This window comes from Pseudomonas sp. ES1 (assembly GCF_050586605.1).
Lineage (GTDB): Bacteria > Pseudomonadota > Gammaproteobacteria > Pseudomonadales > Pseudomonadaceae > Aquipseudomonas > Aquipseudomonas sichuanensis.
Genome location: NZ_JBOBDM010000018.1, coordinates 54,211 through 77,436, shown reverse-complemented (window position 1 = coordinate 77,436; position 23,226 = coordinate 54,211). Strand labels below are relative to the sequence as shown.

The window sequence follows — 23,226 nt, the reverse complement described above, 5'->3', positions numbered from 1 at the left end:
CCTGAGGGGAAACCCTATCATCGGGCCCAGGCCATTCCCTTTCCCCTGCGCGACAGGTATTTCTCCATGACCGCTACCGAACTCGTCACCGCCTACTACAACGCCTTCAACGCCGGCGACATGCCCGCCTTCCTCGCCCTGCTCAGCGAGGACGTGATCCATGACATCAATCAGGGCGAGCGGCAGATGGGCAAGGCCAGGTTTGCCGCGTTCATGGACAAGATGAACCGCTGCTACCGTGAGCGGCTGGCCGATCTGGTGGTGATGCAGAACGCCGAAGGCAACCGCGCGGCGGCGGAGTTCACCGTGCATGGCGAGTACCTGGCCGACGATGAAGGGTTGCCGCCGGCCAGTGGGCAGCAGTATGTGCTGGCGGCGGGGGCGTTCTTCTACATTCACTGCGGCAAGATTGCCCGGGTGAGCAACTACTACAACCTCAATGACTGGGTCGAGCAAGTGGGCTGAAAGATCAGCGGGCCGCGTACCCTGTGGGAGCGGGTTTACCCGCGAAGCAAGCGACGCGGTAATGGCACCGGCTTCGCCGGTGTTCGCGGCTAAAGCCGCTCCCACAGGCCCCTGCTAAATCAACCACTCATGTGCAGTTCTGTGGCAGAAGGTCAGGCGATCCTCGTCCCCAGCACCTTCAGAAACGCCGCCAGCCAAGCCGGATGAGCAGGCCACGCCGGCGCCGTCACCAGGTTGCCATCCACATGCGCCTGGTCCACCGCGATGTCGATGAATTTGCCACCCGCCAGCCGCACTTCCGGCGCACACGCGGGGTAAGCGCTGCACTCGCGCCCTTCCAGCACCCCGGCCGCCGCCAGCAACTGCGCGCCATGGCACACCGCGGCAATCGGCTTGCCCGCCTGGTCGAACGCCCGCACCAACTCCAACACTTTGTCATTCAGGCGCAGGTACTCCGGTGCTCGCCCGCCAGGGATCAGCAACGCGTCATAGCTTTCGGCCCGCACCTGGACGAAGTCGTAGTTCAGGGCAAAGTTGTGCCCGGGCTTCTCGCTGTAGGTCTGCTCGCCCTCGAAGTCGTGGATCGCCGTACGCACGGTCTGCCCCGCGATCTTCTCCGGGCATACCGCATGGACGGTATGGCCCACCATGGCCAGGGCCTGGAACGGCACCATCACCTCGTAGTCTTCGACGTAGTCACCGACCAGCATGAGAATCTTCTTCGCCGTCATCGCATCCACTCCTTCCGTTGCATGGGAACAATCCCAGCACGATAGTCCGCTTTGCCGGCCAGCGATATAAGCCGCTAGTCGCGTCGATTGAGCAGGTTGGCTACCAACCGATCCAGCCAGCCCCACAGCCGCTGCTGCACCCGCCGCCACAACGGGCGGGCATGCCAGCGGGCCAGGTCGACCTCCTGGCTCTGGGCGAAATCGCGCTCGAAGCTGGCGGCCACGGCGGCGGTCAGCGGCGGGTCGAGTGCTTCGACGTTGGCTTCGAGGTTGAAGCGCAGGTTCCAGTGGTCGAAGTTGCACGAACCGACACTGACCCAGTCGTCCACCAGCACCATCTTCAGGTGCAGGAAGCACGGCTGGTATTCGAAGATCCGCACCCCGGCGCGTAGCAACCGGGGGTAATAACGGTGGCCGGCGTAGCGCACCGCCGGGTGGTCGGTGCGCGGGCCGGTGAGCAGCAGGCGCACATCGACGCCCTTCTGCGCGGCGCGGCGCAACGAGCGGCGCACGCTGAAGGTGGGCAAAAAGTACGGGGTGGCCAGCCAGATACGCTGCTGGCCGCTGTTCAATGCGCGCACCAGCGCATGCAGGATGTCCTTGTGCTGGCGGGCATCGGCATAGGCCACCCGGCCCATGCCCTGCCCCTGCGCCGGCACCTGCGGCAAGCGCGGCAGGCCAAAGCCCTCGGGTGGGCGCCAGGCGGTACGCCGCTGGTTGGCGGCCCATTGACGGTCGAACAGCAGTTGCCAGTCGCCGACCAACGGCCCCTGGATACCCACCATCACTTCGTGCCATTCGCTGGTGGGTTCGCCGGGCTGCCAGAACTCGTCGGTTACACCGGTGCCGCCGACCACCGCCCAGCGCTCGTCCACCAGCAGCAGCTTGCGGTGATCGCGGTACAGGTTGCGCAAGCCACGGCGCCAGCGCAGGCGGTTGTACCAGCGCAGGTAGACGCCGGCCGCCAGCAACCTTTGGCGCAGGGCCGTCGGGAACGCCAGCGAGCCGTAGTCGTCGAACAGGCAGCGCACCCGCACGCCACGGCGGGCGGCCTGCTCGAGGGCATCCACCACCGCCTCGGCGCAGGCGCCGCCTTCGACCAGGTACAGCTCCAGGTCAACCTGGAACTCGGCGCGCACGATGGCCAGCAGCATGCGCGGAAAGAATTCGGGGCCGTCGATCAACAGTTCGAACTGGTTGCCATCCCGCCAGGGGAAGACCGGCCCCGGCATGTCAGCGGGCGTTGAAGATCAGCACCGCACTCACCGGCACCGACGGGTTGATCGACTTGAGCCCGGCAAGCTTGCGCAGCTTGTCCAGCCCCGGCAGCAGGCCGAAGTGATCGGCACGCAGCACCAGCGGCTCCAGGGTCACCACCTGGAAGCGCCGTTCGTCCAGGCGCGTGGCCAGCAACAGGGTGTCGTAGTTGTGGGTCTGGCCATGCAGGGTGACGCTCACCGGCAGGCGCAGCTCGAGCTGGGCACCGTTGGCCAGGTCGTTGATCGGGCGCAGGTCGATCTGCGCCTGCACCTTGCCGTCGGCGAAGCGCTCTACTTCGAACAGTTCGTCACGCAGGCGCTCGTCGCGCAGCGGGATGCCGCTGCTGACCGAGTCCATCTCGATGCTCACCTCGGCCGCGCCCTTGCGATCGACCGTGCCATGCAGCACCAGGAAACGGTTCACTTCGGCGATGTTGCCATTCTTGCCAGTGACGAAGGACAGCCGCGACGACTCGCCATCCAGGTGCCAGTTGGCATGGGCGGGCAAGCCAGCGGCCAGGAACAGCGGCAGCAGCAGCGAGGGCAGAACACGGGACGGCTTGAACATGTGAAATCCTGTTACACAAGGCCGTCAACCTTAACCGCCCGGTTTCACGGCAGCAAGCGGCAGCCCACGCGCGCGCCCTGCCAGGCCGCCTCGTGTCGCCGGCCCAAACCCTCGGCGCTGACCCGGCGGCCAGCGCTGTCTTCCTCAAGCAGGCCCAGCGGCAGATATTGCTGCACATAGCCACGGCAATAGGCCTGGTCGAAACCCATGACAAAGCGACACGAGCAATACTCCTTGGCCGAATAGGCCGAGAGGATGCCGGGGAAGTCCGCCAGCGCCTGGCGTTCGTGCCAGGCCCAGGCCAGCAGGGCCACTAGCAGTAGCAGGGCAATCCGCTTCATGCACCCTCCCCGGCCAGTGCGGCCAGCACGCGCTTGAGCAGTTCGTTGTGGCTGTAACTACCGTCGCGGTCATCGGCGTAGCGCACGATCACCAGCTTCTGCGCCGGCAGCACATACAAGGCCTGCCCCCAGTGGCCGAGGGCCGCAAAGCTATCCGCCGGTGCGTCGGGCCAGGGCAAGGGTTGGCCGGCTAGCGGCTGGTTGAGCCACCAGTGGCCGCCCGGGTTGGCCTCACCGGGTATCGCTTCGGCCTGCGCGAACAGGGTGCGGTTGAACGCCACCCAGTCGGCGGGCAACAACTGCCGCTCACCCCAACGTCCGCCGCGCTGCATCAGCAGGCCGATGCGTGCCAGGTCGCGAGCGCTCAGGTACAGGTAAGAGGAGCCGACCAGGGTGCCGGCCCCATCGCGCTCCCAGACCGCACTGTCGATGCCCAGCGGGGTGAACAGCGCCTGCCAGGCATAGTCATCGTACTGGCCGGCGTCGAGCAGGCCACGCAAGGTGGCAGCCAGCAGATTGCTGTCACCGCTGGAATAGATAAAGCGCTGGCCGGGCGCGCTGGCGGCGGGCATGGCCGCAGTGTAGGCCGCCATGTCGGCGCGACCACGGGTGTAGAGCATGGCCACCACCGATGACTTGAGCGGTGCGTATTCGTAGTCCTCCTGCCAGGCCAGGCCGCTGGCCCAGTGCAGCAGGTCGCGCAGCCGCAGTTCGGGATGTTGCTGCAAGGGCGGGTAATAGCGGGCGGCAGGCTCATCGAGCTTGAAGCGGCCTTCGCCGAAGGCTACGCCCATCACCGTCGCCAGCACGCTCTTGCTCACCGACCAGGTCAGGTGCGGGGTGTCGTCGCGGGTCGGGGCGGTGTAGCGCTCATGGATGATGCGGCCATCGCGGATGATCAGCAGGGCGTCGGTGCGGATGCCGCTGCGGTCGGTGGTGCGTGGCGGGAAGGCGTAGGTGTCGACGGCTTGCCAGTCGATGGCGGCAGGGTCGACCGGCCAGGTGGGGATGGGCCAGTCTTCGGCCCGGACAGGGCTCACCGCCATTGCCAGAATCAACCACAGTGCCTTCATCTTGATCGCCTGAATGGGGGCTGCTTTGCAGCCCTTTCGCGGCACAAGGCCGCTCCTACAAGGGATCGCGATTCCCTGTAGGAGCGGCCTTGTGCCGCAAAAGGGCCGGCCCCGATTTAACGGATCACCCAGCCTCTCAGGCTTTCATGACAATCCTGCAGCGCTCCAGGCCTTGCCCAGACGCTTTTCCCGGGCAGCGCTGGCCAGCGCCAGCACCCCCTGGTCGCGCTGCCACAACTGCGCCCAGTGGCCAGGCCCGTTGCCAAAAGCCTTGTCGATCTCGGCGCGCAGGCTCTCGAACTGCGCGAACAACCCACCCAGCAACAGGTGACAGGCAACACTGTCGGCACACTGCCGACTGCCTTCGGCACAGCCGGCGAGCAAGCCGATCAAACGCAGACGCAACGGCTGCGGCCACGCGCATTCCTGGGCCACGCCATGCAGCCAGGCCACCAGCGCGGCGAGCACATAGAGGTCTTCGAGGGAGCGGAAGGGTTTGACGTAGGCATCCCAGCCGTCGCCGGCCAGCAGTTCGCAGGCTGCCTCGTCCAGGCGCACACGACCATGGCCCACCTCGGGCATCAGCGGCAAAGTCGGCAAGGCCTCCACGGTCACCCCCGGCTCACCGGGGTAGACCACCGCCAGTTGCAGCCGCGGCGCCTCGCCCTGCCCCTCGCTGCGCGCCGCCACCAGCAGCCATTCGGCATCCAGCCCGGCGGTGACGAAATCCTTGCTGCCGGTCAGGCGCAGGCCGTCGAGGCGGGTGTGCATGTCGGCCGGGCGCACGCTGCGCCGCTCGGTGGCGCACAAGGCGCCGAGGCTGGCCGGGGCGCTGGGCCAAAGCACACGCAAGGCGGCCTGGTAGCCGACCAGGAACGCCAGCCCCGGCGTCGCCATGGCCCGCCCGCCGAGCACCGCCAGTTCGAACGGGCTGACGCCCCCGAGGCGTTCGAGCAATGCCGCGTAGGTTTCGCCAAGGGTGGCCGCCAGCGGATGCCGCAGCGGGTCGTTGAGTCGTTGCAACCAGGCCATCGGACGCTCCTTGAAAAGGGCTTGTGGGGGGTGTCACGCAAGCATCACCAAAGGTTCACAGGGGTGACACCACCCCTACCTAGGCTGACTTTGCACAACAAAGCCGACCGGCCGCAACCCTTTGGCTGGCTTATGGAGACTCGCAATGACTCGGATCGCTCGCTCTGGCGACAACAGCCCTGAACGCCGTCTGCAAGCCGAACGCCTGGTTGGCGAGGCGGCTCTGCAGGAAGCACAGGCCCTGCGCTACAAGGTGTTCAGCGCCGAATTCAAGGCCAAGCTCAAGGGCGCCGAACAGGGCCTGGACATGGACGACTACGACATCCACTGCCGCCACATCGGCGTGCGTGACCTGGCCACCGGCCAACTGGTGGCCACCACCCGCCTGCTCGACCACCAGGCCGCCAGCAGCCTGGGGCGCTTCTACAGCGAAGAAGAGTTCCGCCTGCATGGCCTGCTGCAACTGCAAGGCCCGATCCTGGAACTGGGCCGCACCTGCGTCGATGCCGACTACCGCAACGGCGGCACCATCGCCGTGCTCTGGGGTGAGCTGGCAGAGGTGCTCAACGAAGGCCGTTACAGCTACCTGATGGGCTGCGCCAGCATCCCCATGCAGGATGGCGGTGTGCAGGCCCACGCGATCATGCAGCGCCTGCGCGACCGCTACCTGTGCACCGAACACCTGCGCGCCGAACCGAAGAACCCGCTGCCCAGCCTGGATATCCCCGGCAACGTCATCACCGAGATGCCGCCGCTGCTCAAGGCCTACATGCGCCTGGGCGCGAAGATCTGCGGCGAGCCGTGCTGGGACGAGGATTTCCAGGTCGCCGACGTGTTCATCCTGCTCAAGCGCGACGACCTCTGCCCGCGCTACGCCCGCCACTTCAAGGCGGCAGTCTGATGCCGCGCCTGCGGGCCTGCGCCCGCCTGCTGCGGTTGTTCATGGTCCTGGCGCTGGGCTTAGGCCTGGCCAGCCTGATCGCCGTTGGCGAACGCCTGGGGTTCAAGGCTTCGCTCGCACGCCGCCAGCGCTGGACGCGCATGTTCATGCAGCGCCTGGTCGGCGCCCTGCCCTTCGAGGTGCGGGTGGTCGGTACCCTGCCGCAACGGCCGATGCTGTGGGTCAGCAACCATGTGTCCTGGACCGATATCCCACTGCTGGGCATGCTCACCCCGCTGTCGTTCCTGTCCAAGGCCGAAGTGCGCCACTGGCCGGTAGCCGGCTGGCTGGCCGAGAAGGCCGGCACCCTGTTCATCCGCCGTGGCGGTGGCGACGGCCAGCGCCTGCGCGAACAGATCAGCGGCCAGCTGGAGCAGCAGCAACCGCTGCTGATCTTCCCCGAAGGCACCACCACCGATGGCCGCAGCCTGCGTACCTTCCATGGCCGCCTGCTGGCCGGTGCCATCGACCACGGCACCCCCTTGCAGCCGGTGGCGATCCAATACTTGCGCGCTGGCATGCCGGACCCGATCGCCCCCTTCATTGGCGAGGACGACCTGGTGTCGCACCTGATGCGCCTGTTCAGCCAGGAGCGTGGCGAAGTGCTGATCCACTTGCTGGCGCCAGTCACCAGCGCCGATAAGGAACGCGCCGCGCTGGCCTTCCAGGCCCAGCAGGCGATTCAACTGGCATTGTTCGGCGCCGAGCCGGTAGAAGCGGCGCCGCGACGCCAGGCGCGTGCGGCCTGAGGTTCAGGCGCGCACGTAGCGCTGGCGCAACAGGTCGCTGAAGGCATCCACCAGCAGCACCAGCACCAGCATGGCGATGATCACCGTGCTGGCCTGGGCCTCCTGGAACAGGCTCAGGGTGGTGTAGAGCATCTGCCCCAGGCCGCCTGCGCCGACGAAGCCCAGCACGCTGGCCATGCGGATGTTGTTCTCCCAGCGGTACAGGCTGTACGCCAGCAACTGCGGCCACAGGTTGGGCAAGGTACCGAAGCAGAACGCCGCCACCTGGCTGCCGCCCTGCAGGCGGATCGCCGCCGCCGGTTCAGGTGGCGCGTTCTCCAGCGCCTCGGCGAACAGGCGGCCGAGCACCCCGGCGGTGTGCAGCGCCAACGCCAGGGTGCCGGCATTGGGCCCCAGCCCTGCGGCCAGCACGGTCAGCGCGGCCCAGACCAGTTCAGGAATTGCCCGCAGCGCATTGAGCAGCAACCGCGTCGCACCCTGCAGCGGCCAACCGAAGCGGCCAGCGGCGGGCAGTGCCAGCAGCATGCCGAGGGCCATCGCCAGCAAGGTGCCCAGCCCGGACATGGCCAGGGTTTCCAAAGCGCCCCAGGCCACCGCGCGCAAATGCCCGGCGGACAGGTCCGGGTGCAGGAAGCGCCCGGCGTACTCGCCCATCTGCGCCAGCCCGCCATTGCCGACCACGGCCTGCATGTCCAGCTCGAGGTAGGCAAACGAGGCCAGCACCGCGGCAACGATCGCCAGCAGCACCAGCAGGTTGATCGCCCGGTTCATGCCAACCTCCCGCGCAGCAGGCGGCTGAGGATATCGGCGAGGGTCACCAGCGCCAGGAACGCCAGCAGCATGCTCGCCACCTCGGCGCCGGCGAACATGCGCATCGACAAGTCGATCTGCTGCCCCAGGCCGCCGGCGCCGACGAAGCCCATCACCACCGAGGCACGCACCGCGCACTCCCAGCGGTACACGGTGTACGACACCACTTCGGCCGCCGCATTGGGCAGGATGCCGTAGCAGAATGCCGCCAGCCGCCCGCTGCCGGCTTGCATCAGGGCGTGGGCCGGGCGCTGGTCGACCGACTCGAAGATTTCCGCATAGACCTTGCCGAGCATGCCGCTGTAGGTGATGGCGATGGCCAGCACCCCGGCGGTCGGCCCCAGGCCCACGGCGCGCACGAACAACAGCGCCCAGACGATCTCCGGCACGCTGCGCAGGAACACCAGCAGCCCCCGCACCGGCAGCCGCAGGGTGCGCGACCAGCCGCCTGCCCTGCCGCCCCGGGACGCCGCACGCAACGACAGCGCACGGCTCGCCAGCAAGCTGGCCGGCACTGCCAGCAGCAGTGCCAGGGTCATGCCGGCGGTAGCCACGGCCAAGGTCTGTAGCGTGGCCTGCCACAGCAGGCCGAGGAATTCGCGGTCATGGGCCGGCGGCCAGAAGCCCGCGACGAAGCTGGCCATCTGCTGACGGTTTTCTGCCTGCAGCAACACAGCGGGGTTCAATTCGCTCAGCTGCAACCCTGGCCACAGCAAAGCCAGGCACAGCAGCGTCACCAGCAGACGCGGCAGCGCCGCCGGATCGCGGGCGTCAGTGTTCAGCATCGCGGGATCTGCACGGTCAGGGTCGGGCCTGGGGCAACAGGTGACCCAAGCTGTTCGTTGGCATAGAGCGCATCGAGCAGGCCCTGGGTCACCGCCGTGGCCGGGCAGTCGAAGGCCACCTGGCCCTCGCGGATACCGACCACCCGCGGGAAGTGCGCCAACGCCAGCTCCACGGCATGCAGGCTAGCCACCAGCGTCACGCCCTGGGCCACGGCGTGGCGGTTGAGCAGTGCCAGGCTGTGATCAGCCAGCACCGGGTCCATCGCCGACACCGGCTCGTCGGCCAGCAGTACCTGCGGCTGCTGATACAGCGCCCGGGCGATACCGACCCGCTGCAACTGGCCACCGGACAACTGCCCGCACTGCACGAACAGCTTGTCCGCCAGGCCCAGTTCGGCCAGCACTTGGCGCACGCCAGGCACATCGCCCGGGTGCAGCAGGTTGAGCAGGCCACGCAAGGTGCCCCACTGCCCCAGGCGCCCGGCCAGTACCGCCGTCACCACCCGCTGGCGCGGCGGCAGCGGTGGCGCCTGGTGCACCAGCGCCACCCGCGCACGCAGCTGCTGACGGGCGCCTGCCGACAGGGCCCAGGGTTGCGTTTCCAACAATTCCAGGCGCCCGGCGCTGGGTTGCACCGCCGTGGCCATCAGGTGCAGCAGGCTGGATTTGCCCGCCCCGGACGGGCCGATGATCGCTACCCGCTCGCCCGTTTCGATACGCAGGTCGACTGCTTGCAGGGCCTGGACCTGGCCATGGCGCAGGCCGGCCCTTTGCAGACGGATACTCACTTGAGCAGGCCGGCCTCACGCGCGGCTTGCTCGGTGCCCTGGTAGTTCTCGGGCTTGGTCTCGATGAAGCGACTGGCGGCCTGCAGGTCGAGGATCGCCTTCTGCTCAGGCTTGGCCGGGTCGAGGGCGAGGAAGGCCTGCTTGATCTTCTCCTTGAGCGCCGGGTCCATGTTGCCGCGCACCGTCCAGTTGTAGTCGTAGTAGGTCGGGGTGGTGGCGAACACTTTCACCTTGGTGGTATCGACCTTGCCGGCATCGACCAGCTTCTGCCACACGCTGGCATTGAGCACGCCGCCATCGACCTTGCCGGCCTGCACCCAGGCCACAGTGGCGTCGTGGGCACCGGAGTAGGCAACGCGGCTGAAGTAGTCCTCCGGCTTGATGTTGTCTTCTTTCAACATGAAGTAGCGCGGCATCAGGCTGCCGGAGGTGGACGAGATCGAGCCGAAGGCGAAGGTCTTGCCCTTGAGGTCTTTGAGGCTCTTCACCTCGGGGTTGGCGGTGATGAACTTGCTGGTGAACTGGGCGTCCTGCTCACGCTGCACCAGCGGGGTGGCGGTCGGGTCCTTGAGGTGCACCTGGACGAAGGTGAAGCCACCCAGCCAGGCCAGGTCCAGGCGGTTGCTGGCCAGCGACTCGACCACCGCCGGGTAGTCGGCGACCGGGACGAACTTGACCTCCATCCCCAACTGCTTCTCGAGGTATTCGCCCAGCGGCTTGAACTTGCGCAACAGTTCGGTCGGCGCTTCATCGGGGATGGCGCTGACCCGCAGTACCTCGGCGGCCTGGGCAACGACGGCGCAGCAGGACAGCACGAGGCCGGCAGCGAGTGCCAGAGGGCGTTTGAGCATGGGGGTTCTCCGAATTTGAAAGCAGCTTCAAGCTGCGAGCTCCAAGCGACAAGAAGAAAGCAAGGCAGCATGCGGACAGCTTCGACTTGCAGCTTGAGGCTACAAACTTGCAGCTGTGTTGGGGAATTATAAGAGCCGCTGGCGCAAAGGCCAGCCACTATTGAAAGCAGCTTCAAGCTGTGAGCTTCAAGCGACAAGAAGAAAGCAAGGCAGCATGCGGACAGCTTCGACTTGCTGCTTGAGGCTACAAACTTGCAGCTGTGCTGAAGAGCCGCTGGCGCAAAGGCCAGCTTTGCTACAATCGCGCCACTATTTGTGCAGAGGTGCGTATGAGCGAGCCGATTCGTCTGACCCAGTACAGCCACGGCGCCGGTTGTGGCTGCAAGATCTCCCCCAAGGTGCTGGACGTGATCCTCGCCGAGAGCGGCACCCAGGCCCTGGACCCCAAGCTGTGGGTCGGCAACGCCTCGCGCGACGACGCCGCCGTGTACGCCCTGGACGACGAACGCGGCGTGGTCTCGACCACCGACTTCTTCATGCCCATCGTCGACGATCCCTATGACTTCGGCCGCATCGCCGCCACCAACGCCATCAGCGACATCTACGCCATGGGCGGCGACCCGCTGATGGCCATCGCCATCCTCGGCTGGCCGGTCAATGTGCTGCCGCCGGAGGTGGCCCGCGAGGTGATTCGTGGCGGCCGGGCCGTGTGCGCCGAAGCCGGCATCCCGCTGGCCGGCGGGCACTCCATCGACGCCCCCGAGCCGATCTTCGGCCTGGCCGTCACCGGCGTGGTGAGCAAGCGCCACCTCAAGCGCAACGACACCGCCAGCGTTGGTTGCCGCCTGTACCTGACCAAGCCGCTGGGCATCGGCATCCTCACTACCGCCGAGAAGAAAGCCAAGCTGCGTGACCAGGACCGTGGCCTGGCCCGCGACTGGATGTGCACCCTCAACACCCCGGGCAGCCGCTTCGGCAAGCTCGACGGCGTCAAAGCCATGACCGACGTCACCGGCTTCGGCCTGCTCGGCCACCTGGTCGAAGTCGCCGAAGGCAGCAAGCTCACCGCACGCCTGCAATTCGCCGCCGTGCCGCGCCTGCCCAGCGTCGACCACTACCTGGCCGAAGGCTGCATCCCCGGCGGCACGCTGCGCAATTACGAAAGCTATGGGCACAAGATCGGCGCCCTCAGCGACGATCAGAAGCACCTGCTGTGCGACCCGCAAACCAGCGGTGGCCTGCTGGTGGCGGTCAGCCCTGAAGGCGAAGCCGAGTTCCTGGCCGTGGCCGCCGAGCTGAACCTCGCACTGGCACCGATCGGTGAGCTGGTGGAGCGACAGAGCCACGCAGTCGAGGTGATCTGATGCGCCCCGACTGCACCCACCTGAAACAGCTGTTCCTCGACGACGTGCCGCTGATGGACATGCGCGCCCCGGTCGAATTCAACAAAGGCGCCTTCCCCGGCGTGGTCAACCTGCCGCTGATGACCGACCAGGAGCGGCAGAAGGTCGGCACCTGCTACAAGCAGCAGGGCCAGGCCGCCGCCATCACCCTTGGCCACCAGTTGGTCAACGGCGCGGTGAAAGCGCAACGCCTGCAAGCCTGGGCGGCGTTCGCCCAGGCCCACCCCGACGGCTACCTGTATTGCTTCCGTGGCGGCCTGCGCTCGCAGATCGTCCAGGGCTGGCTCAAGGAAGCCGGCATCCACTACCCCAAGGTGGTCGGTGGCTACAAAGCCATGCGCACCCTGCTGCTGGAAACCACCCAGCAGGCGGTCGAGCAGTGCGACTTCGTGCTGCTGGGCGGCCTCACCGGCACCGGCAAGACCGACGTGCTGCACCAGCTGGACAACGTGCTGGACCTCGAAGGCCATGCCAACCACCGCGGTTCCAGCTTCGGCAAGCGCGCCACCGCGCAACCGGCGCAGATCGACTTCGAGAACGCATTGGCCATCGATGTGTTGAAGAAGCGCGACCGGGGCATCGGCCAATTCGTGCTGGAAGACGAGGGCCGCATCGTGGGTAGTTGCACGGTGCCACTGGAACTTTACCAAGGTATGCAGCACTACCCGCTGGTGTGGCTGGAAGACAGTTTCGACAGCCGCGTGGCGCGTATCCTGCGTGATTACGTGACCAACCTGTGCGCCGAGTTCGTTGCGGTGCACGGTGAAGAAGACGGCCGCAGGCTGTATGCCGAACGCCTGCACCAGAGCATGGCCAATATCCACAAGCGCCTGGGTGGCGAGCGTTTTCAGCGGTTGTCCGCGCTGCTTGGCCAGGCCCTCGACGAGCAGTTGCGCAGCGGTGATGTGAGCCTGCACCGGGGCTGGATCGAAGGGTTGCTCAAGGAATACTACGACCCGATGTACGCCTACCAGCGCGACGCCAAGGCCGGGCGCATCGAGTTTGCCGGGGGTGCTCGGGAGGTGCGCGAGTACCTCAAGGCCCGGGCCCGGCGCGGGCAGCACTAAGGGCGCTTCGCGGCCCTTCGCCGGCAAGCCGGCTCCCACAGGTACTGCACGACAGCTGTAGGAGCGGCCTTGTGCCGCGAAAGGGCTGCACAGCGGCCCCGGCAATTTATGTGGTAACGCTGGGGCCGCTGCGCGGCCCTTTCGCGGCACAAGGCCGCTCCTACGAAGACAGTTGCTCCCACACCGACTGCGTGATCTCAAGACTTGCGCGGTACCTGTGGGAGCGGGCTTGCCCCGCGAAGCAAACGCCGCGGTGGATGAAGGCCGTCACTGCCCTGGGCTGAGCACCCGTTCCAGCTCCGCCGCGCGGTCCTTGCTCATGTCCATCGCGCACATCGCCCCTTCGATGCGGTAGAGGCTGCCGCTGCTCAAGCTACCGTGGAACGCGCAGTTGCCGTCGCGGTATTTGATCCAGCTACGCTGCACCTCGCGCAGGTCCTTCTGCTGCTGGCCCTCGAGCTTGGCCATCAATTGCTTGTAGACACGGTTCAGGCGCTCATCCTGCAATTTGGTTTCGGCCTGGATGCAGGCACCCATGGCCACGGTGCTGGAAGCCTTGTCCATGCACTGGGTGTAGCTGGGCGAGTAATCTTCGGCGTGGGCCGCAGTGATGGCCAGCAGGGTGCTGCCGGCAAGCAGATAACGCTTGAGCATGGGTAATCCTTTCAAAGGTGATCGGCGCACAGCCTAGCACTCGGCCAACGCCGTGGCCGTACACAAAGTCTGAAGTTGCCTGCGCAGCCAACGGTGCCCGGCATCCCCCTCGCGGCGCGAATGCCAGGCCTGGCAGAACGTGAATGGCGCGATCGCCAGCGGTGGCGGGAACTGGCGCAAGGCAGAGTCCAGGCGGGCGCCCAGCAGGCTGCGGCGAGCCACCGTGAGCACCAGGTCGGTACCGGCGAGCAGCCCCTGGGCGGCCCCCCAGTGCGGCAGGCTGAGGGCGATGCGGCGGCGCGCACCGAGCACGCCGAGGGCCAGGTCGATTTCGTTGTCGATCCCCGGGCGCACCGCCACCAGCACATGGGGGCGGGCCAGCCACTGGGCAAAGTCCAGCCCGCCGCGCGGCGGTAGCGTGCCACGGTCGGCCAGGCAGACGAACGACTCCTCGAACAGCACTTGCTCGCAAACCTCGGCAGGCAACTCGGGAAACACACCCAGCGCCAGGTCGGTCTCGCCATCGATCAGTTGCCCGAGCATCGCCTCGCGGCTGCCCTGGGACACCACCAGGTCGATGCCTGGCGCCTGCTCGCGCAACAGCCGCATCAACGCCGGCAGCACCACCCGCGCGCCGTAGTCCGACATCGCCAGGCGGAAGGTACGGCGCGCCCGGCCCGGCTCGAAGCCGGGGCTGCCGAGCAGGCCATCGAGCTGTTGCAGCGCCTGCTGCAAAGGCTCGCGCAGGGCTTCGGCACAGGCGCTCAGTTGTAACCCACCGCCCCGGCGGACCAGCAACGGGTCGGCGAAAATTTCGCGTAGCTGGGCCAGCGCGTGGCTGACCGCCGGTTGGCTGCGGTGCAGGCGCAGAGCCGCCCGCGAGACATGCCGCTCGCTGAGCAGGGCATGCAGGGTGAGCAACAGGTTGAGGTCGATGCGGCGCAAATCATCCATGGGGCGAATACAGCCTCTACATAATTCGAATTTCCATCATTCAAGTGCATATCACAGACTGATACCAGTGTTTCGCACAGGAGTAGACACCATGCCCAACAGCCTTTTTGCCGCCCTGCCCTTGCTGATTGCCTTGCTCGCCGGCGCCGCCGTGCCCTTCCAGGCAGGCAGCAACGCCGCCCTTGGGCGCTTGCTGGGGCATCCGTTGTGGGCGGCGGGGGTGTCGTTGCTGGTCAGCCTGCTGATGCTGGTGCCCGCCCTGCTGCTGATGCGTGCGCCGCTGCCGCAGTTGCACAACCTCGCCCAGGCCCCTTGGTGGGCGTGGTTCGGCGGGGTTGCCGGGGTGCTCTACATCACCGCTGCGCTGGTGCTGACACCACGCCTTGGCGCTGCCGGGTTCATCGTCTGCGTGGTGGCCGGGCAAGTGCTGTCGTCGCTGTTGATCGACCAGTTCCGCCTGATGGGGTTGCCGGAACGGCCAGTCAACCTGCTGCGCCTGGCGGGGGTGGGGATGATCGTGGTGGGGATGCTGGTGGTGCAGTGGGGGACGGTGCGCTGAATCGCCGATGCGACTTGCCCCGCGAGGGTTTCAAAAGGCCTGTGGTTGCTCGGGCGGCATGATCACCTTGTGCGGTTCGAATTGCAGCTCGGGCATCTGCGTGGCGTAGCAGAACGTTGCCCCAAGCGCCGCCAGCAATGCCACATCCAGCCAGCGCCAGCCCGGCACCTCGGCGGCGCTGCTGGCCTTCCAGCACCACCACGCCTGCCCCAGGGTAAATACCAGGATGGCCATCAACCACAGGTAGAACCCCGCGCCAAAACCGCTGAGGTCGTGGAAGGCATAGCTCTGGTTATCCGGCAGCCGTTCGACCGCGAAGCTGCTGGCCGCCAGGTACAGCGCCAGCAGGCCGCACGCCAGCGCCAGCCGCCGGAACCGGCGATGGGCAAGTACCGCCAAGGCCATCAAGGGGTTGGCAAACCACTGGTACAGCCCGAAGGGGATGCCCCACGGCCCATACAGCAGCATCTGCAATGCCGGCAAATGCCGCCCGGCACCGGTCAAGGCACCGTCGAACGCCAGGCTCAGCAGGTACAGGGCCAAGCTTGTGGTCAGGTAGAAGGCGGGCAAGTAAGGCACCTGGTAGCAGCGGGACGAAGTGCGACCTTAACCCAGCCCTCGCTGTCATTCCAAACCCGCTGCAGGTTCCATCGCCTCGGCCGATGGGCTGATCTGCACACCCAGGCTTGGCATGTTGGTCGCTACAACAATCGTCGCTACCAGCACCGCGATCAGTAGCCCATCGAACCAGCGCCAGGCCGGCATGCCTTGCGCCGAACGCGCCTTGCGGCACCACCAAGCCTGCCCCAGGCAGAACAGCAGAATCGCCAGGGCCCAGAGGTAGTACCCGGCGCCAAAGCCAGTCAGTGGCAGGAAGTCGTAGCTACGGTTGTCCGGCAGCCGCTCGATGCCCAGGCAACTGAGCGCCAGGCCCAGGGCGATCACCGCAGCGCCCAGCGCCACCCGGCGAAAGCGCCGACGGGCGAGTATCGCCAGCCCCAGCAGCGGATTGGCAAACCACTGGTAGAGCCCGAAGGCGATGCCCCAGGGGCCCATGATCAGTATCTGCAAGGCCGGCATATGCCCATCGACGCCCATCAACAGGCCGTCGAAACACAGGCTCAGCAGGAACAGTACAAGCGTGAAACTCACATAGAAAGCAGGCAACCGTAGGCTCCATCCATTATCCAAAGGCGCTGCCGAACGTCAGGCAACAGGTGGCTCGAGCAGCAACCCGTAAAGCCCCGAGTCGGACAGCTCGCCGGCCACGCACCAGCGCGCGCGCAGCGTGCCTTCGAGCACGAAGCCCTGGCGCTCCAGGGTGCGCGCCGAGCCCTGGTTGCGCGGGTCGATTTCCGCCTCCAGGCGGCGCAGGTGCAGGGTGTGGGCCAGGTAGTCGATGAAGCAGGTCAGGGCTTCGTCCATGTAGCCGCGGCCCTGGACGGACTTGGCCAGGCAGTAGCCGATCTCGCCCCGGCGCGAGCCCTCTTCGAGGTTGAACAGCTGGACCATGCCGATCAGCTCGCCGTTATCGCGGCGGTACATACCCAGCTTGAGCAACTGGCCGGCGGCATAGGCTTCACGGTCGGCGGCCAGGGCGCTCTCGGCCTCGGCCAGGGTCTGCCACGGGGCGTGGTACCAGTAACGCATCACTTCGGGGTCGGCCATGATGGTCAGCCATTGCTGCGCATCGCCATGGCGCATGGGGCGCAGCTGCAGGCGTGGGCTTTGCAGGCTCAGGTCGCTGGGGAAACTGCGGGGGTCAGGCACGCCGGGACTCCTGTCCGGTGGTGGGAGATGACAGTCTAGCGACAGAGGCCTGGTCTGGCACCCTGGAAAACAAACGGCGCCCACCGCGATGGCGCGTCGTGCAGACAAGGCGGACAGCGGAGATAGGCCAGGAGCAACTGGCCCGAAACAAATGTGGGAGCTGGCTTGCCAGCGATGCGCCGCGCGGGCGGCGCTCGATCTTGAGAGCGCTGCAAGGCTACCGTCATGCACCTAGTGGCCCTCATGCGATTTCAAGACAGGCCCTTGGGCACCACACCGCTGGCCCTGGGTAATCAGGGTTCGGTAATGGCCACCAAGTGCATGACGGGAGACTGGATGAAGGCCACCAGGTGCCTGCCGGTGTTTTTGCAGCGCCTATCAGATCGAGCGCCGCCCGCGCGGCGCATCGCTGGCAAGCCAGCTCCCACATCTGTTTCGGACCAATTATTCCTGTGAGGGTACCGCTGCCCGCCTTGGCGCATGTCGCAAGGCAGTAGCAGCATCAGTCACCTCAGCGGGCTCTGATGTTTATCCGCCACACCGCCTTGTAGGACCTGAGCCGCACAGGATGCCGCTGATTCTGAGCCGGCCATCGGAGCCGTCCTGCATCCTCGCCGCTGCCATTGCCCTAGGGTCTTACTCTTTTCAACCCAGAGAAGTGAACCCATGGCTTATCTCAGCTACTTGTCCATCAACGGCGACCGTCAGGGCCTGATTTCCGCTGGCTGCTCCACCGAGGCCTCGATTGGCAATCATTGCCAGGCGGGACACACCGACGAGGTGATGGTGCTCTCAGTCGCACATCAGCTGATCGGCGACGACAGCCAGCGTGCCCTGCACCAACCGGTGCTGATCACCAAGTTCGTCGACAAGGCGACCCCACTGCTGGCCCAGGCTCTGGACAGCGGCGAACGCCTTGAATGCAACCTCAACTTCTACCGCACCAACCCCGCCGGGCTTCTGGAACGCTACTTCACCCTCAAGCTCGATGGCGCGGTGCTGGTGGAGCAGCGCGTGGACATGCCCCACAGCATGCTGCAAAGCGACCAGGAGGCTCAGGAACACCTGGCAATCCGTTACCGCGATATCAGCTGGATCCACCACACCGGCAGCACCTCGGCCCATGCCGCCTGGCGAGACCTCACATGAGCGCTCGTCAAGGTAACTATCCGCTGGGGCCCGACTATTGGGATGTAAACCAGGCCGCTACGCGCCTGACTGCGTTCGCCTGCACGGTCAGCGCGCGGCATTTGAGCCATGGCATGGCTCGGATGCAGTTCAACCGGGAGGTTGCTTATTTTTCAAAGCAAGTTGTTGACAAGGTGGCGATGCAGCAGCTGAGTCCAGAGGAAGGGATGAAGCTGCTCAAGGGGGAACAAGCCGAATTATTGGTGCAAGCAGCAACACTCGGCCAGCAGACCATTGGTCTTCTTGGTGGGGTGAGTCAAATGGCTGCGGGAGCCGGTGCATGTGCAACAGGCCCTCTCTTGTGCTCTTTCTTCGGGGCTCCGGTATTCGCCCATGGTGCAAACAACGTCTACGAGAACGGAAGTAGCATCTGGAATAAACAGAGCAACACAACGGGACCACTTCGTAAAGCATATCAATATGCAGCAAAGAAGCTTGGCTTTGAAGAGCGAGAGGGAAACATGGCTTACTATACGGCAGATATTGGCTTGGGCGGATACAATCTATTTTTTAGAAAGGTACTAAAACCGGGCGCATGGCGCCTATTCAAATATCACGACATCGATCGAACCCAGGCAATACGAATAATGGGCCACCATACAATATTTATGGAAATGGTCGTCAGCACCGTGACGTTGCAGCAACTGATCGCTGAATATTTTCGCAAATGATGCTCGCGCTAGCTGCCTTCATACTATCTGACATTTCTATCTCTATCTGTTTGAGACGCTACTTGATTGCAAGACCTTTTTTTTGGGCCGGCGCCATCGCCAGCTTTATATACAACATAATAGCCGGCTCCCTTTACTTGCACCTGATGGCGCACCAGAAATTCTTGCTAGTCTTCGACGCCATGGATTTATCAATCAGCTTATGGCCATTCTTGTTCATTTCCTGCCTACTCATGATGTTGTTTCATAGTTGGGCATTTTTAGGAGGCACTGAACGATAGCCCATAATGTCCTTCGAGGACTCAAAACTCGTAGCTATTGCACTCATTACGCCTGGCGAGACCAAATATAAGCGCTCGCCAGGGTTACTACCCGCTGGGGCATGAATATTGGAGCGTCAAACAAGCCTCTACGCGCCTGACTGCCTTCGCCTATACGGTAAGCGCACGGTAATTGAGGCATGGTATGGCTCGGATGCAGTTCAACCGTAAGACCGCATGTTTTTTCCAAACGCATCATTGACGCCAACGCTGAATCAAAGAATATTTTCGCGAATGATTTTTGCACTTGCTCTTTTTTTCGCATCAGACATATGCGCCTCAGTCATCTTGAGACGCCACGCCATTCAAAATCCTCACTCACTAGCCACCGCTATCACAAGCTACCTCTACAACACAGCAACCGCAGGACTTTATTTACACTTGATCGAGCACAGAAGTTTTTTGATTTTCATAGACATCGAAGAGACCTATATGAATTTCCGAGGTTTGACTTTCTTTTCATCAATATTCATGATTCTCTTCCACTGCTGGGCGTTTTCAGGAAGTGCTAAAAAATAGCCCATCACTTGCTGAGACCTACCATAAGCGCCGCAGCGGCGAACCACCGTTCCTAGGACAAGGCATGTCCGACTATTATCCAGTGTCAGCCTCCGGTATGGATGCAGACGGCAGAATTCGACGTGCTACGTGATTATAGAAAACCCTGCCGACATGCCCAGCGTGTCCCCGGTCTCAGCACTTTATCAGGCAGTAACTTACCGTCAGCAAACATGTCCCTAGGGTATTGGCCCAAAATGATAGTTGCAGACAACGCTTTAAAAAAATCGGAACAGTCCGATAATCGTATTCACTCAACCAGCCATGACGAATGCCAAATTTTGGCCAGACCACACCAACACTTACGCCCGCGACAATCACCACACGCGAGCGGAGTGTCAATGTACCCCATAGTTTCCGATCATCTTCCAAACCACGACTATTCTTGAATGCCTCGCACAGAGCAGAAAAATGCTGCGTACCTGCAACCAGCCACGTCGCGAACATTCCGACTATGATAATTAGCGTGGGCACCAACAATAGAATCAACTTTGCAGCAACAGGCCAATTGGCGGGATCAGTCATAGATGACTCCATGAATGAACTCTCCCAACGCCTCGCCTCCAGCGCCCCCCCCTGAACTACCAGCAAAGGATCCAGCACCAACAACGGCGACACCACAAATAGCTCTGCCATGGGGAGTGAAACGACAGACCGCCTTGATTGCATAGCCTCCCAAGGTTGCTCCTAAAGATCCACCCAATAAACCACCGGTGAAACTGCCTGTCTCAGTGAACCTAATCCGTTTGCACGTTTCGGTCTCCCCCGCCCGGCACGCCTCGTAGATCTTCATGTACGACGAAGTCGCCCCCACCCCCACCGCCACATGCCCGCCGTACTTGAGGTACTTGGTCATCTTCGCCACCTCATCCAGGTGCGTCGCATACCCAGGGATCGCCCCCGGCGCGCCGGCCTTCGACCAGTGATGCACCAGGCTCTTGGTCGAGATCCCCAGCCCCCGGCGCAGGTCCTCGTGCTGCCCCAGGTTCAGGTACTTGCCGAGAAACGCGCTGCGCAGCTGTGCGTTCATCTGGCCATACAGCGCCTTGCGCTCGGCGAAGAACTGCGGGCTGTTCAGGTGCCGATGCGCAATGAACTCGCGCTGGTGCAAACGCTCGATGCCTTTGAGCGTGTCTTCCACCTGCCCCAGCCCCCGCGACAGCATGTCCTTGCCCACCCCCATCGACTGGCTCGCGCCGTTGAGCACACCGGCGATCTCGGCCATGTGTCGCATCATGAAGTCGGCTTCTTCGGTGCTGAGCTGCGCCAGCGACGCCCGGGCACTGCGGGCCGCTGCCATCAGTTCGGCTTCTTCGCGAGTGCAGGCGTAGCTGTGCTCGGAGGCGCCAAGCACGAATAGCTCGCCCGCCTTGAAGCCCTGGTCAAAGGTGGGGTTGAGCCGACGCACCAGCGACAGCGGCAGGTTGCCCGGCAGCGCGGCCAGCTGTTGCAGCACCTGCTCGCCGGTCATGCTGCGCGGCACGATGTAGAAACCGGGTTGCAGCCCTGCAGGGGTCGCCATGGCGACTTGTGGGGTGGGTGTGGCGCGTTCAGCAGCCACCGGTGAAGTGACAGGCGCCTTGGCCGGGGCGGCCTGGGACGATGCGATCAGGCGGTTGCTGCCCAGCGGGCAGCCACAGCGCACGCGGGCGCCGTCGACGACGGTGGGTACGCCATCCTGGAGGAAGCGCTGTTCGCCGTCGATGAGGGTGCCCACCTGTCCGCACTTCGGGCAGGCGGTGGTCTGGTCGCCTTCGAGCAGCCAGGCGCGGCCATTCACGTTACCCGCTGCGCGGTCTCCGATGCAGGTGGCGCCGGTGGTGGTGCGGTCGCCCACCAGGCCCTGCCCCTTGCCGAAAATCACGATGCGATAGGTCATGGGCGGTCACCTGCGGCGATGCCCTTGAAAGGGTTGCGGGTCATGCGGCCTTTCCTTTGAACGCAGAAAACGCCGAACGCTAGCAGCTTGATGACGCCTCCGACGGCGCCGAAAACAGATCAAGAAACGTCCTACGGCAACGACGGAACACTCACTCGAACATGCCTTGTTCTGGAGAACAGTCCTCCGCAACAGTGGGTTGTTATGTATCAGAAGGTCAGGCCCACCTGGCATCCCATTCACAAGCCCAGTGCAACGGCAGCAGCGCCACACGATGCAGCGTCACGACCTTGGCACATCGAGACTGCCCGGCAGTCTCGATAAGTGATGGGTTTACTTGCCTTGGCTCATCCCCGGCTCCATGTCATCGATCAGCCCCTTGGCCAGCCCGCTGAGGATCCGCGCGGCGCTGCCGGCCAGCAGATCACCCTCCATTTCAGCTTCAGTAGTCAGGTGCCTGATGCAGCCAAGCAGCGCGGACAGCTCGCCGAAGGCATGTTCGAACGGGATGCCCGGCTTGATGCAGAACAGGTCCAGGCAGGTGGTGCTGCCCTCGGTCGGGCCGTAGAGGCTTTTATCGCTCATGGGCGGCCCTCTTGGACTTGGCGTGGTTGATCAGGGCGATCACCAGTTGCGTGAGGACCGAGGCGTTGTCCAGCAGGATGTCCGAACGCAACTCGGGAGGGCAATCGGCGTAGGCGTGGACGGTATCGACGAGGGTGTCCATCAACGTGGCGGCATGGGCCATGGCCTGCTCGGCGGTGAGGTCGTTGATGATGGTGATGAAGGGAATCGGATACGGTGGATCGGGGACGATCTTTTTCATTGGCACACCAATTGGAAATGTTGTCAGTGAACAACCACCTCCATCCTTCTCACAGACAAGGGTGGCAGCCGTGCGCGAGGTGAGAAGACCGTGCTCCAATCACACACGGCCAGACCGAAGTCTGCACGCGCACAGCTGCCATAACTGGCTAGCACATTGGATTAACACGGCGGGCTTCTCACACCCGGTCGCCAAATGTGACGACCCAGCGACGTTACCCCCGAGGTATTTCCCAGCCAATGCAGAGCCTTCCGACAGTCGCGTAGGATAGGTCCCAAGCGCTGGCCGATTGAAGTATTTGGTTTCAGATTCGGAAATGTCTTACGCCTTCAGGCCCGCCCCACGCTGACCGCGCCAACGCGATTTCGCGCCGTGCCAACAAGGCAGACCAGGTAATGGCACAGGAAAGACTGGCCCGAAACAAACTGTGGGAGCGGGTTTACCCGCGAAGCGCCGCGCGGGCGGCGCTCGATCTTGAGAGCGCTGCAAGGCTACCGTCATGCACCTGGTGGCCCTCATGCGGTCTCAAGACAGGCTAGTGGGCGTCACACCGCTGGCCCTGGGGATTCAGGATTGGGTAATGGCCACCAGTTGCATGGCGGAAGATTGGGTGAGGGCCACCAGGTGCCTGCCGGTGTTTTTGCAGCGCCTATGAGATCGAGCGCCGCCCGCGCGGCGCATCGCTGGCAAGCCAGCTCCCACAGTTTGTTTCGGGCCAGTTACTCCTGTGAAAGTACCGGCGCCTGCCTTGGTGCATGCCTTGAGCCATGTGGGGCGGTGGCAATGCCCACACTGAAACCGCGTCGTACCAACAAGGCGGACAGTGATGGACTTACAGGAGTAACTGTCCCGAAACAGATGTGGGAGCTGGCTTGCCAGCGATGCGCCGCGCGGGCGGCGCTCGATCTTGAGAGCGCTGCAAGGCTACCGTCATGCACCTGGTGGCCATCATGCGGTCTCAAGACAGGCTAATGGGCGTCACACC

27 protein-coding genes are annotated in these 23,226 nt (G+C 64.3%); 8 read left to right on the top strand and 19 right to left on the bottom strand.

The features are described 5' to 3' along the window. Positions 1-66 precede the first annotated feature (66 nt). Complete coding sequence (locus ACQ4N9_RS10110; protein ID WP_390968658.1) at positions 67-465, top strand: nuclear transport factor 2 family protein; 399 nt, start codon at positions 67-69, stop codon at positions 463-465. A 152-nt stretch (positions 466-617) separates the two neighbouring features. Here ACQ4N9_RS10110 and ACQ4N9_RS10105 read toward each other — a convergent pair whose 3' ends face one another. From ACQ4N9_RS10105 to ACQ4N9_RS10080, 6 genes are all read right to left on the bottom strand, one after another. Further along, a complete protein-coding gene (locus ACQ4N9_RS10105) occupies positions 618-1,196 on the bottom strand; it encodes a DJ-1/PfpI family protein (RefSeq protein WP_125465435.1) in 579 nt (192 codons plus the stop codon). A 74-nt stretch (positions 1,197-1,270) separates the two neighbouring features. Further along, positions 1,271-2,428: a phospholipase D-like domain-containing protein gene (locus ACQ4N9_RS10100; protein ID WP_390968656.1), complete on the bottom strand. Its 1,158-nt coding sequence runs from the start codon at positions 2,426-2,428 to the stop codon at positions 1,271-1,273. 1 nt (position 2,429) lies between these two features. Next, positions 2,430-3,023, bottom strand: coding sequence for a YceI family protein (locus tag ACQ4N9_RS10095; protein ID WP_125465437.1), 594 nt, complete (start codon positions 3,021-3,023; stop codon positions 2,430-2,432). Between the two features lie 44 nt (positions 3,024-3,067). Further along, positions 3,068-3,364, bottom strand: coding sequence for an amidase (locus ACQ4N9_RS10090; protein WP_390968653.1), 297 nt, complete (start codon positions 3,362-3,364; stop codon positions 3,068-3,070). Further along, positions 3,361-4,437 (bottom strand): serine hydrolase domain-containing protein, encoded by a 1,077-nt coding sequence (locus ACQ4N9_RS10085; RefSeq protein WP_390968651.1) that lies wholly within the window; start codon positions 4,435-4,437, stop codon positions 3,361-3,363. The genes ACQ4N9_RS10090 and ACQ4N9_RS10085 overlap by 4 nt, the downstream gene beginning before the upstream one ends. 144 nt (positions 4,438-4,581) lie before the next feature. Continuing rightward, positions 4,582-5,469, bottom strand: a complete 888-nt coding sequence (locus ACQ4N9_RS10080) for an acyl-CoA dehydrogenase (RefSeq protein ID WP_390968649.1) — start codon at positions 5,467-5,469, stop codon at positions 4,582-4,584. A gap of 145 nt (positions 5,470-5,614) precedes the next feature. Between ACQ4N9_RS10080 and olsB the strand changes: the two genes are divergently transcribed. Together olsB and ACQ4N9_RS10070 are read left to right on the top strand one after the other, a co-directional pair. Next, complete coding sequence (olsB, locus tag ACQ4N9_RS10075; protein WP_110994904.1) at positions 5,615-6,370, top strand: L-ornithine N(alpha)-acyltransferase; 756 nt, start codon at positions 5,615-5,617, stop codon at positions 6,368-6,370. Beyond that, entirely contained in the window at positions 6,370-7,158 is a 789-nt protein-coding gene (locus ACQ4N9_RS10070; protein WP_390968647.1) for a lysophospholipid acyltransferase family protein, read from the top strand. Before olsB ends, ACQ4N9_RS10070 begins: the two co-directional genes overlap by 1 nt. A gap of 3 nt (positions 7,159-7,161) precedes the next feature. Here the strand turns inward: ACQ4N9_RS10070 and phnE are convergent, their stop codons facing one another. The 4 genes from phnE to ACQ4N9_RS10050 are packed head-to-tail and all read right to left on the bottom strand — an operon-like array spanning position 7,162 to position 10,392. Further along, complete coding sequence (phnE, locus tag ACQ4N9_RS10065; protein ID WP_390968645.1) at positions 7,162-7,929, bottom strand: phosphonate ABC transporter, permease protein PhnE; 768 nt, start codon at positions 7,927-7,929, stop codon at positions 7,162-7,164. Beyond that, positions 7,926-8,753, bottom strand: coding sequence for a PhnE/PtxC family ABC transporter permease (locus ACQ4N9_RS10060; RefSeq protein WP_390968643.1), 828 nt, complete (start codon positions 8,751-8,753; stop codon positions 7,926-7,928). The genes phnE and ACQ4N9_RS10060 overlap by 4 nt, the downstream gene beginning before the upstream one ends. Then, a complete protein-coding gene (locus ACQ4N9_RS10055) occupies positions 8,747-9,541 on the bottom strand; it encodes a phosphonate ABC transporter ATP-binding protein (protein ID WP_390968641.1) in 795 nt (264 codons plus the stop codon). The genes ACQ4N9_RS10060 and ACQ4N9_RS10055 overlap by 7 nt, the downstream gene beginning before the upstream one ends. Next, positions 9,538-10,392: a putative selenate ABC transporter substrate-binding protein gene (locus ACQ4N9_RS10050; RefSeq protein WP_390968639.1), complete on the bottom strand. Its 855-nt coding sequence runs from the start codon at positions 10,390-10,392 to the stop codon at positions 9,538-9,540. The genes ACQ4N9_RS10055 and ACQ4N9_RS10050 overlap by 4 nt, the downstream gene beginning before the upstream one ends. Before the next feature lie 329 nt (positions 10,393-10,721). Between ACQ4N9_RS10050 and selD the strand changes: the two genes are divergently transcribed. Together selD and mnmH are read left to right on the top strand one after the other, a co-directional pair. After that, positions 10,722-11,756, top strand: a complete 1,035-nt coding sequence (gene selD, locus ACQ4N9_RS10045; protein ID WP_258643097.1) for a selenide, water dikinase SelD — start codon at positions 10,722-10,724, stop codon at positions 11,754-11,756. Then, positions 11,756-12,862, top strand: a complete 1,107-nt coding sequence (gene mnmH / locus ACQ4N9_RS10040; protein WP_390968637.1) for a tRNA 2-selenouridine(34) synthase MnmH — start codon at positions 11,756-11,758, stop codon at positions 12,860-12,862. Before selD ends, mnmH begins: the two co-directional genes overlap by 1 nt. A gap of 267 nt (positions 12,863-13,129) precedes the next feature. On the opposite strand, the gene ACQ4N9_RS10035 is transcribed toward mnmH, so the two are convergent. Both ACQ4N9_RS10035 and ACQ4N9_RS10030 read right to left on the bottom strand, forming a co-directional pair. Then, on the bottom strand, positions 13,130-13,516 hold the full coding sequence (locus ACQ4N9_RS10035) for a lysozyme inhibitor LprI family protein (RefSeq protein WP_390968635.1): 387 nt from the start codon (positions 13,514-13,516) through the stop codon (positions 13,130-13,132). A 33-nt stretch (positions 13,517-13,549) separates the two neighbouring features. After that, positions 13,550-14,470, bottom strand: coding sequence for a LysR family transcriptional regulator (locus ACQ4N9_RS10030; RefSeq protein WP_390968633.1), 921 nt, complete (start codon positions 14,468-14,470; stop codon positions 13,550-13,552). 91 nt (positions 14,471-14,561) lie between these two features. On the opposite strand from ACQ4N9_RS10030, the gene ACQ4N9_RS10025 reads away from it, so the two are divergent. Continuing rightward, entirely contained in the window at positions 14,562-15,029 is a 468-nt protein-coding gene (locus ACQ4N9_RS10025; RefSeq protein WP_390968632.1) for a DMT family transporter, read from the top strand. Positions 15,030-15,059: 30 nt separating this feature from the next. On the opposite strand, the gene ACQ4N9_RS10020 is transcribed toward ACQ4N9_RS10025, so the two are convergent. Genes ACQ4N9_RS10020 through ACQ4N9_RS10010 form a run of 3 tightly spaced genes read right to left on the bottom strand, consistent with a single transcriptional unit; the run spans position 15,060 to position 16,799 of the window. Beyond that, positions 15,060-15,599, bottom strand: coding sequence for a hypothetical protein (locus ACQ4N9_RS10020; protein ID WP_323833329.1), 540 nt, complete (start codon positions 15,597-15,599; stop codon positions 15,060-15,062). 54 nt (positions 15,600-15,653) lie between these two features. Further along, positions 15,654-16,196, bottom strand: a complete 543-nt coding sequence (locus ACQ4N9_RS10015; protein ID WP_390968630.1) for a hypothetical protein — start codon at positions 16,194-16,196, stop codon at positions 15,654-15,656. A 39-nt stretch (positions 16,197-16,235) separates the two neighbouring features. Beyond that, positions 16,236-16,799 (bottom strand): GNAT family N-acetyltransferase, encoded by a 564-nt coding sequence (locus ACQ4N9_RS10010; RefSeq protein ID WP_125465455.1) that lies wholly within the window; start codon positions 16,797-16,799, stop codon positions 16,236-16,238. 666 nt (positions 16,800-17,465) lie between these two features. Between ACQ4N9_RS10010 and ACQ4N9_RS10005 the strand changes: the two genes are divergently transcribed. Then, entirely contained in the window at positions 17,466-17,948 is a 483-nt protein-coding gene (locus ACQ4N9_RS10005; protein ID WP_390968628.1) for an Hcp family type VI secretion system effector, read from the top strand. Next, entirely contained in the window at positions 17,945-18,658 is a 714-nt protein-coding gene (locus ACQ4N9_RS10000; protein WP_390968626.1) for a DUF4225 domain-containing protein, read from the top strand. Before ACQ4N9_RS10005 ends, ACQ4N9_RS10000 begins: the two co-directional genes overlap by 4 nt. Before the next feature lie 1,013 nt (positions 18,659-19,671). On the opposite strand, the gene ACQ4N9_RS09995 is transcribed toward ACQ4N9_RS10000, so the two are convergent. The 4 genes from ACQ4N9_RS09995 to ACQ4N9_RS09980 all read right to left on the bottom strand — a co-directional run bounded on the left by ACQ4N9_RS09995 (position 19,672) and on the right by ACQ4N9_RS09980 (position 22,241). Continuing rightward, the gene (locus tag ACQ4N9_RS09995; RefSeq protein ID WP_430932763.1) at positions 19,672-20,061 is read right to left on the bottom strand and encodes a hypothetical protein; all 390 of its coding nucleotides are present in this window, start codon (positions 20,059-20,061) and stop codon (positions 19,672-19,674) included. Beyond that, on the bottom strand, positions 20,054-21,415 hold the full coding sequence (locus ACQ4N9_RS09990; protein WP_430932761.1) for a PAAR domain-containing protein: 1,362 nt from the start codon (positions 21,413-21,415) through the stop codon (positions 20,054-20,056). The genes ACQ4N9_RS09995 and ACQ4N9_RS09990 overlap by 8 nt, the downstream gene beginning before the upstream one ends. A gap of 333 nt (positions 21,416-21,748) precedes the next feature. Then, positions 21,749-22,000 carry a DUF3077 domain-containing protein gene (locus ACQ4N9_RS09985; RefSeq protein WP_390968622.1) on the bottom strand — a complete coding sequence of 84 codons (252 nt, stop codon included), beginning with the start codon at positions 21,998-22,000 and terminating at the stop codon, positions 21,749-21,751. Then, positions 21,990-22,241 carry a hypothetical protein gene (locus ACQ4N9_RS09980; RefSeq protein ID WP_258705065.1) on the bottom strand — a complete coding sequence of 84 codons (252 nt, stop codon included), beginning with the start codon at positions 22,239-22,241 and terminating at the stop codon, positions 21,990-21,992. Before ACQ4N9_RS09980 ends, ACQ4N9_RS09985 begins: the two co-directional genes overlap by 11 nt. Between the last annotated feature and the right edge of the window lie 985 nt (positions 22,242-23,226).